Source organism: Roseospira navarrensis (genome assembly GCF_009601025.1).
Classification (GTDB): Bacteria; Pseudomonadota; Alphaproteobacteria; order Rhodospirillales; family Rhodospirillaceae; genus Rhodospira; species Rhodospira navarrensis.
In genome coordinates this window covers 1-17,226 of record NZ_WIVE01000073.1, presented here as the reverse complement: position 1 = coordinate 17,226, position 17,226 = coordinate 1, and the positions used below count along the sequence as shown (strand labels likewise).

Annotated in this window: 15 protein-coding genes and 1 tRNA gene; 6 read left to right on the top strand and 10 right to left on the bottom strand. The window is 68.8% G+C overall.

Features of this window, described 5'->3' with window-relative positions:
- Positions 1-220 precede the first annotated feature (220 nt).
- Positions 221-297, bottom strand: a tRNA-Arg gene (locus GHC57_RS16655).
- 486 nt (positions 298-783) lie between these two features.
- Between GHC57_RS16655 and GHC57_RS16650 the strand changes: the two genes are divergently transcribed.
- Complete coding sequence (locus GHC57_RS16650; RefSeq protein WP_153346316.1) at positions 784-1,887, top strand: hypothetical protein; 1,104 nt, start codon at positions 784-786, stop codon at positions 1,885-1,887.
- 421 nt (positions 1,888-2,308) lie between these two features.
- On the opposite strand, the gene GHC57_RS16645 is transcribed toward GHC57_RS16650, so the two are convergent.
- Entirely contained in the window at positions 2,309-2,479 is a 171-nt protein-coding gene (locus GHC57_RS16645) for a YdcH family protein (protein WP_153346314.1), read from the bottom strand.
- A 149-nt stretch (positions 2,480-2,628) separates the two neighbouring features.
- Here GHC57_RS16645 and GHC57_RS16640 point away from each other — a divergent pair, with 149 nt between their 5' ends.
- A complete protein-coding gene (locus GHC57_RS16640; protein ID WP_153346312.1) occupies positions 2,629-3,222 on the top strand; it encodes a UbiX family flavin prenyltransferase in 594 nt (197 codons plus the stop codon).
- Positions 3,223-3,271: 49 nt separating this feature from the next.
- Here GHC57_RS16640 and GHC57_RS16635 read toward each other — a convergent pair whose 3' ends face one another.
- Entirely contained in the window at positions 3,272-4,366 is a 1,095-nt protein-coding gene (locus tag GHC57_RS16635; RefSeq protein ID WP_153346310.1) for an ATP-dependent 6-phosphofructokinase, read from the bottom strand.
- Between the two features lie 356 nt (positions 4,367-4,722).
- Here GHC57_RS16635 and GHC57_RS16630 point away from each other — a divergent pair, with 356 nt between their 5' ends.
- Positions 4,723-4,932: a YdcH family protein gene (locus tag GHC57_RS16630; RefSeq protein ID WP_153346308.1), complete on the top strand. Its 210-nt coding sequence runs from the start codon at positions 4,723-4,725 to the stop codon at positions 4,930-4,932.
- A 15-nt stretch (positions 4,933-4,947) separates the two neighbouring features.
- Here the strand turns inward: GHC57_RS16630 and GHC57_RS16625 are convergent, their stop codons facing one another.
- A complete protein-coding gene (locus tag GHC57_RS16625; RefSeq protein ID WP_153346306.1) occupies positions 4,948-5,793 on the bottom strand; it encodes a hypothetical protein in 846 nt (281 codons plus the stop codon).
- 435 nt (positions 5,794-6,228) lie between these two features.
- Here GHC57_RS16625 and speD point away from each other — a divergent pair, with 435 nt between their 5' ends.
- The 3 genes from speD to GHC57_RS16610 all read left to right on the top strand — a co-directional run bounded on the left by speD (position 6,229) and on the right by GHC57_RS16610 (position 8,931).
- Positions 6,229-6,621, top strand: coding sequence for an adenosylmethionine decarboxylase (speD, locus tag GHC57_RS16620; protein WP_343031200.1), 393 nt, complete (start codon positions 6,229-6,231; stop codon positions 6,619-6,621).
- A 127-nt stretch (positions 6,622-6,748) separates the two neighbouring features.
- The gene (locus tag GHC57_RS16615) at positions 6,749-7,996 is read left to right on the top strand and encodes an alanine racemase (protein ID WP_153346302.1); all 1,248 of its coding nucleotides are present in this window, start codon (positions 6,749-6,751) and stop codon (positions 7,994-7,996) included.
- A 749-nt stretch (positions 7,997-8,745) separates the two neighbouring features.
- Positions 8,746-8,931 carry a hypothetical protein gene (locus GHC57_RS16610; protein WP_153346300.1) on the top strand — a complete coding sequence of 62 codons (186 nt, stop codon included), beginning with the start codon at positions 8,746-8,748 and terminating at the stop codon, positions 8,929-8,931.
- Between the two features lie 15 nt (positions 8,932-8,946).
- On the opposite strand, the gene GHC57_RS16605 is transcribed toward GHC57_RS16610, so the two are convergent.
- The 6 genes from GHC57_RS16605 to GHC57_RS19630 form a co-directional block, all read right to left on the bottom strand.
- Positions 8,947-10,014, bottom strand: coding sequence for an EAL domain-containing protein (locus GHC57_RS16605; protein ID WP_153346298.1), 1,068 nt, complete (start codon positions 10,012-10,014; stop codon positions 8,947-8,949).
- A gap of 236 nt (positions 10,015-10,250) precedes the next feature.
- Positions 10,251-13,763: a PAS domain S-box protein gene (locus GHC57_RS16600; RefSeq protein WP_153346296.1), complete on the bottom strand. Its 3,513-nt coding sequence runs from the start codon at positions 13,761-13,763 to the stop codon at positions 10,251-10,253.
- Between the two features lie 76 nt (positions 13,764-13,839).
- Complete coding sequence (gene ettA / locus GHC57_RS16595) at positions 13,840-15,519, bottom strand: energy-dependent translational throttle protein EttA (RefSeq protein ID WP_153346294.1); 1,680 nt, start codon at positions 15,517-15,519, stop codon at positions 13,840-13,842.
- A gap of 205 nt (positions 15,520-15,724) precedes the next feature.
- On the bottom strand, positions 15,725-16,012 hold the full coding sequence (locus GHC57_RS16590) for a type II toxin-antitoxin system RelE/ParE family toxin (RefSeq protein WP_153346292.1): 288 nt from the start codon (positions 16,010-16,012) through the stop codon (positions 15,725-15,727).
- A complete protein-coding gene (locus GHC57_RS16585; protein WP_153346290.1) occupies positions 16,002-16,238 on the bottom strand; it encodes a ribbon-helix-helix domain-containing protein in 237 nt (78 codons plus the stop codon). Before GHC57_RS16585 ends, GHC57_RS16590 begins: the two co-directional genes overlap by 11 nt.
- Positions 16,239-16,305: 67 nt before the next feature.
- On the bottom strand, positions 16,306-16,824 hold the full coding sequence (locus tag GHC57_RS19630; protein WP_153346288.1) for a hypothetical protein: 519 nt from the start codon (positions 16,822-16,824) through the stop codon (positions 16,306-16,308).
- Positions 16,825-17,226 lie beyond the last annotated feature (402 nt).

Here is a 17,226-nt window from a genome sequence, read left to right as displayed (position 1 = left end):
AAATCGAGTACCTGCCTCAGACTTTGGGCCTGTGCCAAATCCTTGCCGATTTGTGCCAAATCCGCTGCCGAGCTACACTTGCAGCGGTGCGCGCCCGGCCTTGCCAACCTGGAAGCCCGCAGGATCGCCAAGCGCCAAGATTTGGTCCCTTGAGCGGTACCTCAAACGCAAAACGGCGGCCCGGAGGCCGCCGCTGCGAGACGTAACTGTCTGGAAATTATGGCGCGCCCGAGAAGATTCGAACTCCTAACCTTCTGATCCGTAGTCAGATGCTCTATCCAGTTGAGCTACGGGCGCTTGGTTGGCCCCGGGGTCTCTGCCGCCGGGGAGGGCGTGATATACTGAACCCCGCCCCCCGGCGTCAAGGCATAAATCGGAAGAAAACGAGCCGGGGCGGGCGCGCCAGCGCAGGCGGATCCGCCGGGCCGGGCGCGGCCCCGCCTGAGCGCATGCGAAAAGCGGCTTGTTCCGTTTCGGGCCTTTACGTAAACTCCGGAAACCTTGTACAAACCCTCGCGACGGTAAGGATTCGCTATTGCCAATCGGGGGATGGGGCACCCCGAACCCACGGACTCCGCGGGGTTTCGGTGGGTCTGGAGACCTCGCGAGGGGGCGTCAGGCTGGCGGCGCCACCCGGGCGACACCGGGGCGCAGCCGGTCAGGTGGCGGCGCGGCCCCGGCGGGATAACGGATCGTTCCGCCCGACGCCACGCATGTGTTCGGGCGGCCACGACGGCGGCGGCATCAACAACGAACTCAAGATAAATCGAGAAGGTTTTGCTCATGCCCCTTCGGAAACGTCACGTGGTCCTGGCGGCGGTGCTGCTGGCCCTGGCCGGATGTGATTCCGACGGCAGCCCCTTTCCGTCGCTGAGCGGACCGTCCTCCTCCTCCTATGGGTCCAATCTGCCGCCAGAACTGGGCAACACCTATTTCGAACCGTCGGGCGTCTCGCCCGGCTCGCCCACCGGCACCTATGTGGGCCAGAAAGCCGAGGGCTTTCGGGGTGAGCTGGGGCAGCTTCAAAGCGCCATCCGGTCGCAGAACGAGCGCCTGCAGACCATCCGCAACAAGACCATTCAGGACTCCCAGGCCTATCACGAGAACGTGGCGGGCATGAACGCGCGCCTCCAGGTGGGCACCACGCCCGGCAACCCGGTGCTGATGAACCGATGGGAGCAGGCCCAGGGCCAGCTCAACACCATCAACGACGACATCATCCTGATGAACCAACTGTCGGCGAACATCACCACCAGTTCGGCGATGGCGAACTATCTTCTGGACTCGGTGCGGGCCGCGTTCTCGCTGTCGGGCGCGGTGGACGAGGACCACCGCCAACTTCGCGTGCTGGAGGACGAAACCCAACAGACCGTGGTGCTGATCGAGCGCCTGCTGAACGAACTGTCGCAGGACATCTCGCGCCAGCAGCAGTACGTGAACAACGAGAAGCAGAACCTCAACGCGCTCGCGCTGGCCATCAAGAACGGTCAGCTCTATGGCACCAGCTTCGCCAATCGCCCCGTGATGACCGCGCCGTCGCAGATGGCCGCCATGGGGATGCCGGGCGCCGGTGGGTACATGGGCGGCGGTCAGCCGCTGGTGATGGTGCGCTTCGACCGCAATTCGGTGGACTATGAAAGCGCGCTGTACGAGGCCGTGAACAACGCCCTGACCCGCTATCCCAACGCCGGGTTCCAGGTGGTGGCGGTGGGCCCGGCGGTGAACGCCGTCGGCCAGGCCAGCCGCAACACGGCCCAGGCCCGGCTGTACGCCGAGCGGGTGGTGCGCTCGCTGCAGTCCATGGGGGTCGATCCCAACCGCATCGCCCTGTCCGCGACGACCAGCCCGGCGGCGCAGTATCCCGAGGTGCACGTCCGGTTGCAGTGACGGCCGGGCGGCGGGTGTCGTCCGGGGGCGCGTGCGGGATCCAGCCCAGCATTCCGGCCAGAGCCGAAACCAGACGGGGCGGCCCCTGGCGGGACCGCCCCGTTTCCAATGCAAGAGGGGAAGGAAAAGGCCGTGTGCGCTGTGCGGTCAGGTCCGGGACTGTGATCGGTGCTGGGACCGCCGCCGTAGGACAGAGTCACGCTCGTCCTCTCTGGGTCAGGCGTCCCGGCGCCGCGATCCGGCGCACACTGTGAGAACGGAAACCGTCTCCCTTGCCACGGTGGTTCCGATCACGACCCATCTCGCGACCGGCCGGGCCGGACCATGGGGGCCTCGACCCGAATCAGCAGGTTCGATGACCAGACCTCTCCCTTGAAACAGTGTTGGAGACCAATGAGACAACCCAGGGGTCGCGACCCGTTCAGGCCGGGTGCGCCATCCGGGCCATTTCGTCCTTGATGGCAAGCTTCTGGCGCTTCAGCGTCGCGATCAGTCCGTTGTCGGGCAGCGGTCGGGACGATTCGGATTCCAGGCGAGCTTCAAGTTCGGAATGGCGAACATGGAGCGCATCCAACCGTGCATCACGACCCATGACATGGCCCTCCTCATCAGGTTGCGAACACCGTCAGCTTAGCGGACCCTGGCGCTGCGATAAAGCGAATCCGGTGGCACTTCGGTGAATTTGTGGCGTTTGGCCTTGCTTCAATCGAAACGATCCGTATTGTGAGGGATTTTTTTCGCATGACCCACTCCCTGCCTCTCGTGGTTGGAATCAGCGGCGCGTCCGGAATCGCGTACGGCGTGCGCCTGTTGGAGGTTCTTCGCCGACTCGGGATTCCCAGCCATCTGGTGATGAGCCGCACGGCCGAGATCACCCTGGCCTACGAGACCACGCTCAAGGTGGCCGAGGTGCGCGCCCTGGCCGACACGTGGCACCGGGTGGACGACCTGACGGCGGCGCCATCGTCCGGCTCGTTCAGGACGCGGGGCATGGTCGTCGCGCCGTGCTCGGCGCGCACCCTGGGCGCCATCGCCACCGCCTCGGGCGACAACCTGCTGACCCGGGCCGCCGACGTCACCCTGAAGGAACGCCGGCGCCTGGTGCTGATGGTGCGGGAAACGCCGCTGCACCTGGGCCACATCCGGGCCATGGCGGCGGTCACGGAGATGGGGGCGGTGGTCGCCCCGCCCATGCCCGCGTTCTACAGCAAGCCGCGCTCGCTGGCGGACGTGGTGGATCACGGGGTCGGTCGGGTGCTCGACCTGTTCGACATCGACGCCGGCATCGTCTCGCGCTGGCGCGAGGGCGACGACGACGCAACAGTGGAGGCGTGAGGCGGCCCGGACCCGGTGTGCTGGTCCGTCCCGCCCTCGGCCCGTCGAGTCAGGGGCTTTCCTCGCCGACGTAGATGCCCAGCCCGCGGGCGACCTTGATCAGCGGCCCGTCGGGATCAAGCGTGCGCGGGCCGATGCAGACGTCTTCCAGCGGGACCTCCACGACGCCATTGTCGCGCCAGGCGACCATGTGCCCCCACTTGCCCTCGGCCACCATGTCCACGGCGTGGACGCCGAAGGCCGAGGCCAGCAGGCGGTCGCGGGTGGAGGGGGTGCCGCCGCGCTGGATGTGGCCCAGGGTGGTGACGCGGGTTTCCAGCTCGGTCTTGGCGGCCAGGTTCTCGGACAGGTACTGCCCGATGCCGCCGTAGCGGACCTGCGAGTGCGACTCCGCCTTGGTCGGCACCTGGCCGTCCTCGGTCTTCACGCCTTCCGCGACGACGACGAGGGCGTGGTTGCGGCCCTCGCGCATGACCGCCTCGATCTTGCGGGCGATGCTCTCCAGGCGGTACGGGATTTCCGGGATGAGCGCCACATCGGCGCCGCCCGAGATGGCGGCGTTGATCGCGATGTGTCCGGCGTCCCGGCCCATCACTTCCAGGATCATGACCCGGTGGTGGCTGGCGGCGGTGGGTTGCAGCCGGTCCAGCGCCTCGGTCACCACGTTGACGGCGGTGGTGAAGCCGACGGCGAAATCGGTGTGGTGCACGTCGTTGTCGATGGTCTTCGGCACGCCCACCATCTTGATGGCGCCCCGGTCGCACAACTGGCTGAGGATCTTCATGGACCCGTCGCCGCCGATCACGATCAGCGCGTCCAGCTCCAGCTTGTTGAAGCCGTCCACGAAGTCCAGTGAGCGGTCCTTGGTGGAGCCGTCCGGCATGGGGAAGTTGAACGGATCGCCCCGGTTCACCGTGCCCAGGAAGGTGCCGGCCTCGCGCAGCATGGTGCCCGAGAACATGTCCAGGTCCAGCTCGCGGTAGCGCAAGGGGCGCTCCATCAGGCCCATGGATCCGTCGATGATGCCGAAGACCTTCCAGCCGTAGGTCCGGACGGCCCGGTAGGTCACAGCGCGGATGACGGCGTTGAGCCCGGCGCAGTCACCGCCGCTGGTCAGGACGCCAAGACGTCTCACTTTGCCCATACGTAGTCTCCATCGTCGTCTGCAGGCATGAATGGCTTCGAGGGGGCGGGGCGGTCGCACGGGGCGCGCCGTCGAAAGAGAAGGCAACCGGCGGGTGGTTCGGGGCCGGGCAGCAGCGCGCCGGCGGGCGGGCACACCGACGCGCGAGCGCACGGGCGCGCCCGCGACACCGCATCGGCAGGGTGCGCCAAGAGACGTGTCCCCGTCACGGCTTTTCTGCTAGGGTGTGCGCATTCGGGCTACGGGACGGGTGGGGCCCTCGTCGTGTCGGGGTCCGCCCGGCGCCGGCCGCAGCCGTCTTGCCCCTTGGGGCCGTCACCGCCCGCTTTCCGCGTCTCAGGCGAACATATCAGCACATGATCGACGACGACGAAACGAACTCCCTGCGCCGCAAACTGGAGGCGCTGATGATCGAACATCGGGACCTGGACGATGTCATCGCGCGACTGATGGACACGGCGCCCTATGACATGCTGCAGTTGCAGCGTCTGAAAAAGCGCAAGCTGGCCCTGAAAGATGACATTGCGCATCTGCAAAGCCGTCTGACGCCCGACATCATCGCCTGATCCCACTCGGACCGCTCACACCACCCTGCGCCGGGCGCGCTCGGCCTGCCAGATGGCCTCGGCCGGCCCGTCTCCGCGTCGGCAGATGTGGACGCCGAGCAGGACGTGGGCGCGCGGCGAGGGCTCGGCCTGCGGGCCGCCGGGGGCCTCAGCGATGTGGGCGAGGTCGCGGGCCCGCGCCCACAGGCCGCCCACATCGCCATCGAACGACAGCACCGCCACCAGGGACACCTTGCCCACGCGGCCCACGTCCTCGTCCGGCCGCCGGGCCGCCATCACCGCGTCGACCATGGCGGCGAAGGCCCGCGCCGACGCGTCCCGGCCGTGGTGGCGCGCCAGGTCCTCGGGATCGGCCAGCGACAGCATGATGACGGCCGGGGGCGGCGCGCCCCGGGCGTGCGCGGCGAGGCGCTCGCCCAGCCGCTCTTCCAGGGCCTCCTCGGGCAGAGGCGGCGCGGGGGCGTCCGGTGTTCCGGCGCCGGACCCCCGGGCGGTCGGGTCGGCGGTCGGGTCGGCGGTCGGGTCGGCGGGCGGGTCCCCGTCGGTCGAGTCGAACCCATGGGGGGCCGGCATGGGGCCGGACGGGCGGGCGTCCAGTTCCTGGCGCAGGCGGTCGATCTCGGCCGTCAGCCGGGCAATGGCGCGGCGCACGGCGGGGGTCAGTTCCTGGGGCGGGATGCCCTGCACGGAGACGGTGTCGTCCACCGCGAGCGGGGCGTCGGCCCGGCGCTCGTAGGCATCCGCGGCGCGCGCGTGCTCGCCCGGACCGTGGCGCCCGCCGTGCCCCGCGCCGCCCTGGCGGCCCTCCTGCTGCCAGGTCACCGCATAGGGCGGCGCCGGCTCCCGAATGTCCTCGGCCATGGTCGCGAATCCCGTCCCGCCGCGTGCGGACAGTGTCTCACAAGCCCTCTGACGAAACCGTTAAGGGTTGCTCACGGCGTTCGCCTGCGCCCGCTTGTGTTGCCGCCGCGCAACGCGCACCCAGTGCGCCTTGAGAATCGGAGGCAAATCTCGGAATTTCACTTGATTCGTGGCGCGATGGCCCTATTTTCCCGGGATTGCGGACGCACCCGGCGCCCCTGTTGTGGGCCCGCCCGGTGCGTTCACTTTTTTCGCCAACCATGGATGAGGCTTGTTCGACGAAACAAGACCCTTCGGGTTCAACGCTGGTTTGAGGGAGCAGTACCGATGCGCTATGCGTCCCCCCAATTGGCGGTGAATACTGAAGCGGAGGCCCCCGAAGCCCGAGCAGAGGTAAGATCCGTTCCGTCCGTCCACCTCAAGGCCGTGCCGAATATGCCGACCGAGAGTGACGACAGACTCGACCACTTCATTACCGAGAATGGGCTGACATTCGCGGGCCGGCATCTGATCCTCGACCTTTGGGACGCCAAGGGCATCGATGATCTGGAGCGTGTCGAACAGGCCATGCGGGAGGCCGTCCGGGTTGCCGGCGCCACCCTGCTGCATATCCACCTGCACCATTTCTCGCCCAACGGCGGGGTGTCCGGTGTGGCGGTGCTGGCCGAGTCCCACATCAGCATCCATACGTGGCCGGAGTGCGGCTACGCGGCGCTCGACATCTTCATGTGCGGCGATGCCCAGCCCCAGCGGGCCGTGGGCGTGTTCCGGGAGGCGTTCGAGACCGACCGCGCGCATCTGTCCGAGCACAAGCGCGGCGTGGTCTGAGACGACCGGCGTCCCCGGATCGAGTCCCGGCGGCCCTGGCCTGAGCGCCGCCGCCGGCGCCGCCCCTTGCACGATCGTATCCGGTCGCGGCCGTCGGCCCGGCCGCGCGATCCCGTGGAGACGTGCCATGACCCCCCTTGCCCTGCGTGTGGATCCCGGGGCCGAGCCGGCCCCCGTCTGTCGCCTGGACTCGCCGCCCTTGAGCGTGGTCGCGCGTCCGCCCGAGTGGGTGGCGCCCGGGCTGACGCGCAAGATGGCGGCGTTCCTGGCCACGCGCCCCGCGACGCCCTGCCTTGTCGTGGACCTGGACGTGGTGGAGGCGAACTATCACGCCCTGCACGCCGCGCTGCCCGAGGCGGAGGTATACTACGCCGTCAAGGCCAACCCGGCGCCGCCCCTGGTGGCGCGGCTGGTGGGCCTGGGCGCGCGCTTCGACACCGCCAGCCTGCCCGAGATCGACCTGTGCCTGGCGCTCGGGGCCGATCCCGCGCATCTGTCGTTCGGCAACACGATCAAGAAGGCGCGCGACATCGCGGCGGCCTATGAGCGGGGCCTGCGGCTGTTCGCCTTCGATGCCGAGGAGGAGCTGCGCAAGATCGCCGAACACGCCCCGGGCTCGCGCGTGTTCTGCCGCATCCTGACCGACAACGCGGGCGCCGAATGGCCGCTGTCGCGCAAATTCGGCTGCTCGCCGGTCATGGCCCGCGATCTGATGCGGCGGGCGGCCGATCTGGGGCTGGAGCCGGTGGGGCTGTCGTTCCACGTCGGCTCCCAGCAGACCGACCCGAGCCAGTGGGATCATGCCCTGGCCCTGGTCGCGGATCTGTTCCGGGGCCTGCGGGCGGACGGCCTTGAGCCCTCCCTGGTGAACCTGGGCGGCGGGCTGCCGACGCGCTACGGCCGGCCGGTGCCGGACGTGGATGTCTACGGGGCGGGGATCCGCGCGGCCGTGGCCCGCCTGTTCGAGGGACCGGCGCCGCGACTGATCGTGGAGCCGGGCCGCGGCCTGGTCGGCAATGCCGGCGTGCTGGAAAGCGAGGTCGTGCTGGTCTCGCGCAAGGACGAGTCGGAGGCGCGGCGCTGGGTCTATCTGGACGCGGGCCGGTTCAACGGGCTGGCCGAGACCGAGGGCGAGGCCATCCGCTATCCGCTCGCCACCGACCGGGACGGCGACGGCACGGGGCTGGGGCCGGTGGTGCTGGCCGGGCCGACCTGCGACAGCGTGGATGTGCTCTACGACCGCGCGGACGTGCGCCTGCCCCTGTCCCTGCGGGCCGGCGACCGGCTGCGCCTGATGTCCACGGGAGCCTATACCACGACCTATGCTTCCGTGGGCTTCAACGGCTTCGCCCCGCTGGCGGCGCATTACGTCTGATGCTGACCGGCCCGGACGCGGGCTGGTTCGTTGTCTCGGTCACGACAAACCGTGCCGCCATCCCCTGCCCGAACGGGCGGGCTCCGAATCCAGATGACAGAGGTGTCATGGTTCGTGCCCCATCACGAGATCCTTCGCGCCCTTAGGGCGCTCAGTATGACACTCTCTATTAAAAGTGTGCCATCCTGAGGGAGCCCCCGCGACCACCGTTCCGATGGTCGCGCTCCTTTGCGGCGACGCGAAGCGTCGCCGGGGGCGACCGAAGGACCTCGTGAGGCGGGTTCGACCCCATCGGTGTCACAGAACGGTCATCCGGGTTCGGAGCGCCCGCCCGAACGGCAGCAGTTCTCATTTTGACCGCGCTGCCTCCGAAGGGTCTTGCTGGGAGGTCCAGGCGCGAACCGAACTCCCTCCCCTGGATAGGGGAGGGCTGGGGTGGGGTTGAAAAAAAGCCCGTGGGGTTGATGCGGCAAGTGGGGTCCGCGCAATTATGAACGCGTCCCCCTCCCAACCTCCCCCCGAAGGGGGGAGGCGAACAGGCCGGCACCGGCCGCAACCGGCGCTCTCCCTCCATCCTGAGAATTGCTGCCCGAACGGGCGGGGGATGGACAGGCCGGGCCGGATCCGGTAATGCAAGTTGGTCTAATACCAACGGCATTTTGCGATGACCGTTGACGTCCGTGGCCGTCGCGGCCGAGGGGGCGGCCAACGCCGCCGCGCCCGGTGAGCCTGTTCAGGGAGTCAGACCCATGGTCACCATCAAGCTGATCCTCATCATGGCCGTCGCGCTGGCGGCCCTGTTTGCCTATCTGGCCGTGTTCATCTTTCAGCAGTGGTGGGTGATCTATCTGGTGCTGGCGCTGACGGCCCTTCTGATGGTCATCACGGTGATCCTGACCGGCGGCAAGGTCGAGGACGACCAGCCCGCCGGCTGACGTCCCCCCGACGACTCACGAGGCGGTCACCAGGGGCGCCGGCGCGGGGCGGGCCAGCAGGAACCCCTGCACGAAGTCGGCCCCGCAGGTCTGCAGCCACGCCAGGTCCTCGGCCTGCTCCACGCCTTCCGCGACGATCAGGATGTCCAGGTCGTGGGCCATCTGCACCAGCCGTTCGATCACGACCGACTGGATCGGATGAGTGTGCACGCCGTCCACCAACGATCGGTCCAGCTTCACGAAATCCGGTTTCAGGGTGGGCAACAGGCCCAGGCTTGCGTACCCGCCCCCCAGGTCATCCAGAGCGATCTTGAAGCCCGCATCGCGGTAATAGCGCAGCACGCCGGCCAGATGGGCGGCGTCGTTGATCAGTTCGGTCTCGATCACCTCGAACACGATGCGGCTACGGTCGAGGCCCGCCTTTTCCACCGCCGCCACCGTGGTGCGCAGGCAGAACGCGGGATCGTACACGGCCGACGGCGTGAAGTTGATGAAGATGTGCCCTGGCACCCGGCTGGCGGCTGCGTTGGCCACATGCGTGGTCCGCGCCAGCCGGTCCAGCGCGAACAGCAGATCGGCCCGCCGGGCGATGTCGAAGATCTCGCCGGGGGGGATCTCGTTCCCCTCGGGGCCGACCCCGCGCAGCAGGCATTCATGGGCGAACACCCGGCTCGGGTCGGCCACATGGAAGATGGGTTGGAACAGGGTTCTCACGCGCCCCGACCCGATCATGTCGAGCAGCCAGCCCCCCTTCGCCCGCGCGATATAGGCGTCCAGCCCCATCACCTGGGCCAGATGAGCGACCGACGGCTGTTCGCCGTCGCGCAGGAACAGGGATCGGCTGTCCCGGCATTCGGACAGGGTGATCGCGGCGTCCATGACGGTGGCGAGAGTCTGATGACTGTCCCCCGTCACCGGCACGACCAGGGCCCCATCCTGTGTTTCGGGGACCACGTTGGCGGCCGTGAGGGCGCGCCGCAGTTTCCCGGCGGTATGGCCGAGCGGCGGCCAGACGAACAGCCGACCGTCGCCGTGCGGCGCGTCCGGGATTTGCTCGCACCGAGGGCACGCCTGTGCGCACATGACTGAGGCTCCGTGTTGCGTCTTCCGTGATACCGCCCGGCGCCGCGACGCGGCGGATGGCCTTTGTCCTGACGTGTCGGAACAAGGGCCGGCCGGGATGAGGGGGCCGCCCAGGCGGGAATGCCGACCGTATCCGTTCGGGTCAAGCTCCCACTGCGCATAGGTATCGTCAAGGCGGGCCCGGCACCAGAGAAACCGATGGCCTATGCGGTCCGACAGGGCCGGCGCGACTGGGATCACAGCGCCCGAATGGCCGCCGCCGCCGCCTCGAAGGCCGGTCGGATGCCGTCCTTCAGCCGCCGGGCCGTTTCCGGGTCGCCCTCCAGCAGCGCGGCCTCGATGCGCTTGCACAGGGCGCCCAGGTGGCCGGCCCCGGCCGAGCGGGCCGCCCCGGAGACGGCATGCACGGCCTTCTGGGCGTCGGACAGACGCCCGTCGGCGAACGCCGCCTCGGCCGCGTCCACGTCCCCGGCGGTGGCCGAGACGAACTCCTCCAGCAGGCCCTTGAGCATGGTCGCATCGCCGCCCACCAGATCGAGCATGTAGGCGGTGTCCAGGACGGGTTCGCCGCACCCCGGCGACGGGGCGGAGTTCGACGCGTCGGCGTCCGGCGGGGCCGTGGCGGGCGAGGGTGCGGCGGCCGCTTCCGGCTGCGGGTCCGGCTGCGGTTCCGGCAAAGGCGGCGCGGCCATGCGCGGCCGACGCAGTTCCAGCGCCTGCGGCAGCCACTTGGCGATCGCTGCTTCCAGGTCGGCGATGGCCACCGGCTTGGTCAGGTAGTCGTCCATGCCCCGGTCCAGGCACTGCCGCGCCGTGCCCGCGATGGCGTCGGCGGTCAACGCCACCACCGGCGTGCGCCGGGCGTCCCTGGCCTCGGTCTCGTGGGCCCGGATGCGCTCGGTCAGATCATAGCCGTCCATCTCGGGCATGTGGCAGTCCGTGAGCACCAAACCGTAAGGGTGCGTTTCGAACAGCTTCAACGCCTCCCGGCCGTCACCGGCCAGATCGGCCACCAGGCCCAGCCGCTCCATCAGCATGCGGATGACGGTCTGGTTGGTCGGATTGTCCTCGGCCAGCAGGACGACGCAGCCGGCCGTTTCCGCCGTGGCGCGGTCGGGCGCGATGAAGTGCCCGATGCCGCCGCCGATGGGCTTGTCCGAGGACCGGCGGCGCCACGGGCAGACGGCATCGGGCGGCGTCCGGCCCAGGGCGACCGACAGGGTGAACGTCATCTCGTAGCGATGCAGCGGCCAGCCGATCACGCCGGAGACCCCCGTCAACTCGCCGATCCGGCTGGTCTCGCGGCTGCCGCGCGGCACCACCATCAGCACCGGCGGCGGCGTGGCCCCGCCCAGGCGGCGGATCTCCTCCAGGCGGCGGGCCCCCGGAGCGCCGTCCACATGCCGGTCCACGATGACCGCATCGAAGGGACGGTCCTGCACCAGGGCGTGCATCAGGGCCGCGCGGGCGGCGTCCATGTCGGCGGTCATCACCGGCGCGGCCTCGCCCCACAGCAGGATGCGCTCCAGCAGGTCGCGCCCGGGCGCGCTGTCGCTGATGGTCAGCACGCGCGCCCCGGCGATGGGGTGGGGGTCGAGCGCGCGGCGCTCGGGCCGGGGGCGCAGCGGAACCTCGAACCAGAACAGCGTACCGGCGCCCGGATGGCTGTCCACGCCGATGCGTCCCCCCATCACGTCCACCAGGGTGTGACTGATGGACAGCCCCAGGCCGGTGCCGCCGAACCGGCGCTGGGTGGAGCTGTCCGCCTGCGAGAACGGCTGGAACAGGCGCGCCAACTGGGATTCCGTCATGCCGATCCCGGTATCCCTCACTTCGAAGCGGATCCAGCGCGGGGCTCCGGGGTCGGAGGGGTCGGGCACATCCGCGACCGACAGGCTGGCGTGGATCGTGACATGGCCCGTTTCGGTGAACTTGATGGCGTTGCCCGCCAGATTCACCAGGATCTGCCGCAGCCGGTTGGGGTCGCCGTCGAAATGGTCCGGGATGCCGGGCTCGGTCCAGCACAGCAGGTCCAGGCCCTTCTGCTCGGCCTTCGGGGCCAGCAGGTCGGCGACCCTCTCGATCAACTGGACCAGCGACAGATCGACGGCTTCTAGAACGATGCGGCCGGCCTCGATCTTCGAGAAGTCCAGGATCTCGTCGATGATGGCCAGCAGCGCCCCGGCGGAGTCGATGACCACGTCCAGCATGTGGCGCTGGTCGGGCTCCAGGTCGGTCTGGGCCAGCATCTCGGCCATGGTGATGACGCCGTTCATGGGCGTGCGAATCTCGTGGCTCATGGTCGCCAGGAACGCCGACTTGGCGCGCGCACTGGCCTCGGCGGCGAGGCGGGCCTCCTCCAGCGCCTCGGCCTGTTCCTTCATGTCGGTGATGTCGAAGACCCAGGTCAGAAGGGCGGCCTGCCCCTCGAAGGTCAGCTTGCGCATGGACACCAGCACCCAGCGGGCGTCCTCGTCGCTGGTGACCAGACGCGCTTCCACGTGCTCGACCCGCTCGCCGCCGATCACCTGGGCCTGAAGGGCGCGCATCAGGCCGGGTTCGACGAAGTCCAGGCCGAAGTTGACCTTGCCCGACTCCTCCATGTGCTGGCGGCCCAGCCTGAAGAACAGGGGGTTCCAGAACAGGAACCGGCCGTTCTGGTCGGCGATGCCGACGGCGATGGGAGCGGTCTCGATGATGTCGAGCAGCTCCATTTCCGTCTTTTCGCGCTCTTTCTCGGCGCGTCGGCGCTGGTCGATCTCGCGCTTGAGATAGTGGGTGCGCTCCTCGACCTTCTGTTCCAGGAACTCGTTGGCCTCCTTCAGCGCCGCCTCGGCGTAGCGGCGTTCGGTGATCTCCACGCCCAGTTCGCGGGTGCGCTCCTCGATGCGGTATTGCAACTCGGCGTGCAGGTCGCGCATCTCCTCGCCGGCGATGTGGCGGTGGTTGACGTCCTGGTACCAACTGACGATGGCGTCCTGGCCCTCGAACCGGGTCGGTTGCCACGAGACCAGGAACCAGCGCGCCCCGTCTGTGGTGGTGCCGGGGTCGTGGACGCGCAGGCTGACCTCGTGATCCAGCACACGGCCGCGGAACGCGTAAAGCTCCAGCAGGCGGTCGCGGTCTTCGGGCCGGTCGTAGATCTCGTGGAACGACATCCGTTCCAGGTCGGCGCGCGGGCGACCCAGCAACTCCGCCAACCGCCGATTGACCATCAGGGGCTGGCCGTTGGGCAGCGTCACCGCGATGCCGAACGGGCTGTGTTCGATCAGCGAGCGGAAGCGCTGCTCGCTCTCGCCAAGAATCCGTTCGGCCCGGTGCAGGTCGCTGACGTCGCGGGCCACGGTCAGGATCAGGTCCTGGTCGTCGCGCACGATGGCGGTGGAGCGCATTTCCACGGGCACCAGACCGCCGTCCTTGCGGCGGTGCACGCCGGTGTGGGTGAACGGCGTGCCGTCGGCCCGGATCTGGCGGCAGGCGGCGGCGATCTGGGCGCGGGTGACCGTGGTTTCGAAGTCCGCCACGCTCATCCCGGCAAGGTCGGCGCGGCTGTAGCCGAGCGCGGTGCAGGCGGGTTCGTTGAACGCCACCAGGCGGCCGTCCAGGTCGTGGACATAGACGGCGTCGCCCAGGTCGTCGAGCAGCCGGAACCCGGCGTCGGTGCCGGCGACGGCGTCGAGCCGGTCGGTTCGTCCCGGGTGGGGGGCGGTCGCGCCGGGGGCGCCGGCGGCTCCGTTCGCGCTGACCATCGCCTCGTCCTCCCTGATCCGGCTCGGCCAGGATAGCGCTCCCGGCCGTGCGCGGAAAGAGAGGACCGGCGGCGGACTATCGCGTGATCGGCTTGTACTTGATGCGGTGCGGTTCGGCGGCGTCGGCGCCCAGGCGGCGCTTCTTGTCTTCCAGATAGCTCTCGAAGTTGCCTTCGAACCACTCCACGTGGCTGTCGCCCTCGAACGCCAGGATGTGGGTGGCGATGCGGTCCAGGAAGTAGCGATCGTGCGAGATGACCACGGCGCAGCCGGGGAACTCAAGCAGGGCCTCCTCCAGGGCGCGCAGGGTTTCCACGTCCAGGTCGTTGGTCGGTTCGTCGAGCAGCAGCACGTTGGCGTGGCTCTTCAGCATCTTGGCGAGGTGCACGCGGTTGCGCTCGCCGCCGGAGAGTTGGCCCACCTTCTTCTGCTGGTCCGGACCCTTGAAGTTGAACTGGCCGACGTAGGCGCGCGACGGGAGCTTGCGCCGGCCCAGGTCGATCTCGTCCAGGCCGTCGGAGATTTCCTCCCAGACCGATTTCTTGGCGTCCAGGCTGTCGCGGCTCTGGTCCACATAGCCCAGCTTGACCGAGTCCCCGAGGGTCAGGGTGCCGGCGTCCGGGGTGTCCTGGCCGGTCATCATGCGGAACAGGGTGGTCTTGCCCGCGCCGTTGGGGCCGATGACGCCGACGATGCCGCCCGGCGGCAGCTTGAAGTCCAGGCCCTCGATCAGCAGCCGGTCGCCGAAGCCCTTGGTCAGGCCCTCGGCCTCGATCACCCGGTTGCCCAGGCGGTCACCCGGCGGGATGGTGATGGAGAGCTGGTCGGGGCCCCGGTCGGCGGCGCGGCTGACCAGCTCGTCAAAGGCGGTGATACGCGCCTTGCTCTTGGACTGGCGGGCCTTGGGCGACGAGCGGATCCACTCCAGCTCCTGGCTGATGGCGCGCTGGCGGGATTTCTCCTCGCGCTGTTCCTGTTCCAGGCGCTTGGCCTTCTGCTCCAGATAGGTGGAGTAGTTGCCCTCGTAGGGGATGCCGCGGCCGCGGTCCACCTCCAGGATCCAGCCGGTGACCTGGTCCAGGAAATAGCGGTCGTGGGTGACGGCCACGACGGTGCCCGGGAACTCCTCCAGGTGGCGCTGCAGCCAGGCCACGGACTCGGCGTCCAGGTGGTTGGTCGGCTCGTCCAGCAGCAGCATGTCCGGCTTGGACAGCAGCAGGCGGCACAGGGCCACCCGGCGCTTTTCACCGCCCGACAGCTTGGAGACATCGGCGTCGCTCGGCGGACAGCGCAGGGCGTCCATGGCGATCTCCACCTGGCGCTGGATGTCCCAGGCGTCGGCGGCGTCGATCTTCTCCTGAAGCTCGGCCTGTTCGGCCATCAGGGCGTTCATCTCGTCGTCGTCGGTGACCTCGGCGAACTTGGCCGAGACCTCCTCGAAGCGGTCCATCAGGGCCTTCACCTCGGCGACGCCGTCCATGACGTTGCCCATGACGTCCTTGGACTCGTCCAGGTGCGGCTCCTGCGCCAGATAGCCGACGCGCACACCATCCGCCGCCCAGGCCTCGCCGCCGATGTCCGTGTCCTCGCCCGCCATGATGCGCAGCACGGTGGACTTGCCCGCGCCGTTGGGGCCCAGCACGCCGATCTTGGCGCCGGGCAGGAACGACAGCGTCAGGCCCTTCAGGATCTCCCGCCCCCCGGGGTAGATCTTGGAGACGTTCTTCATGACGTAGATGTACTGGTAGGCGGCCATGGGCTCCTCCGGGAGGGGCTGGAGAACGGGCGATCCGGGAACGACGCACGACGGCGCCGCGCCGGGGGCACGGGCCGGTGACTGTCGCGTCCGGATCGAGTGGCGCCCCTTCTATCGCAGTGCGGGCGGCGGGGCAATGGGGTGGCGAGGGGGCAAACGCTGGTCAGGATTCGGCGCGCGGGCCGTTTCAGGGACGGGTGTGCATTCAGAGATGGCGAGCCATATCGGCGTCGGCCCTCAGGATTCGGACAATGAGGATGTGATCGTCCCGGATCAGGTACACAATCGCGTGACTGCCATGGGAATGGATGCGTACCGGGGGCACGAACTCGGTTCGTTCAGGTGCAAGGCGCGGCGTTTCGGCAATGAGCGAAATTGCATGCCGCAGACCTTGTTCATATCGATCCGCTTGGGCGCGGCCAAAACGGGTTGTCCCGTAGGTGTCGCTGTCCAGACTGTCGTCTTCCGCCTTGACCGTGAACCTAACGTCCATCAGGCGAAACTCTGACCCGCGCCGCTGCCATGATTTCGTCGAGAGACTTGTCACTGAGCCCGCTCGCCAGGCCCTCGTCGATGGCGGCCTGGACCTCGGCCCTGGACCGATCGCGTTCAATCAGTCCCCGGACATAGGCGCCGGTGTCGGCGTATCGTCCGGCACTGACCTGGCGGTCGCACCAGTCGGCAAGGGGATCGGGCAGGGAGACGGTGATGTCGGTCATGACGGAGCCTCCTGTTGAGCCACTGTCAAAGTATGTGTTGATCCGCCGTTTGGCCGGCAAGGTTTGGTCAGTCCAGGCACACGATCTCGAACAGCCGCGCCGGATCGCGGCCCGTCCGCCACTCCAGTTGCCCGGTCAGCACGGCGGGGTCGAGTGGCGCGTTCGGGTTCAGGGTCGCCCGTCGGCCCCGGATGCAGTCCACCACCAGGGGCACGGTCAGGGTCGGGTCGCCCTCGCCGACCAGGATCATTTCCACCAGATACAGCCCGGGGTGGGTGCGGTGGGCCACCAGGGTCGCCGTGTCCACGACGGCGAAGTGCGTGACCCGGGGCCACAGGTAGGTCCAGGGCTCGTAGAAGGCGCTGTCGCGGTAGCGCTCGATCACCTCGACCGTCTCGGGCAGCCGCTCGATCATCTGGTCCGACCAGTTGTAGCGGCTGTAGGTGACGAACAGCAGCACCGCCAGGCCAATGGCCGCCGGGATCAGGGCTTTGGGCGGGCGCCGGCCCAGGGCCTTGGCGATCAGCAGGATGACACCGGCGACCAGGGCGGCCAGGCAGGCCGTGATGAAGAGCGTGATGAACATGGCGGGTGTCCGGATGGGCGGGCGGGACGGGTGCCCCCGCCTCGTAGCAGACCGGGCCCGGTCGCGCCATGTTTCCGGGGCCGGTTCGGCCCGGCCGCCGCCGTTCGGTCGCGCGGGGCATCAGGGCTCCGAACCCGGATGACCGTTCTGTGACACGGATGGGGTCGAACCCACCTCTCGAGGTCCTTCGGTCGCCCCCGGCGACGCTTCGCGTCGCCGCAAAGGAGCGCGACCATCGGAACGATGGTCGCGGGGGCTCCCTCAGGATTGTCTGTTTGATTTGTGGCATTGTGGAGATGCCGGGTTGCGGGGCCCCGGGTGGCCACCCGGGGCCCCGCACCGGATCGTGTGATCGTCTCAGGATGGGGTCTTTGCCCGTTGTCATCGTGATCCGCGATCCGG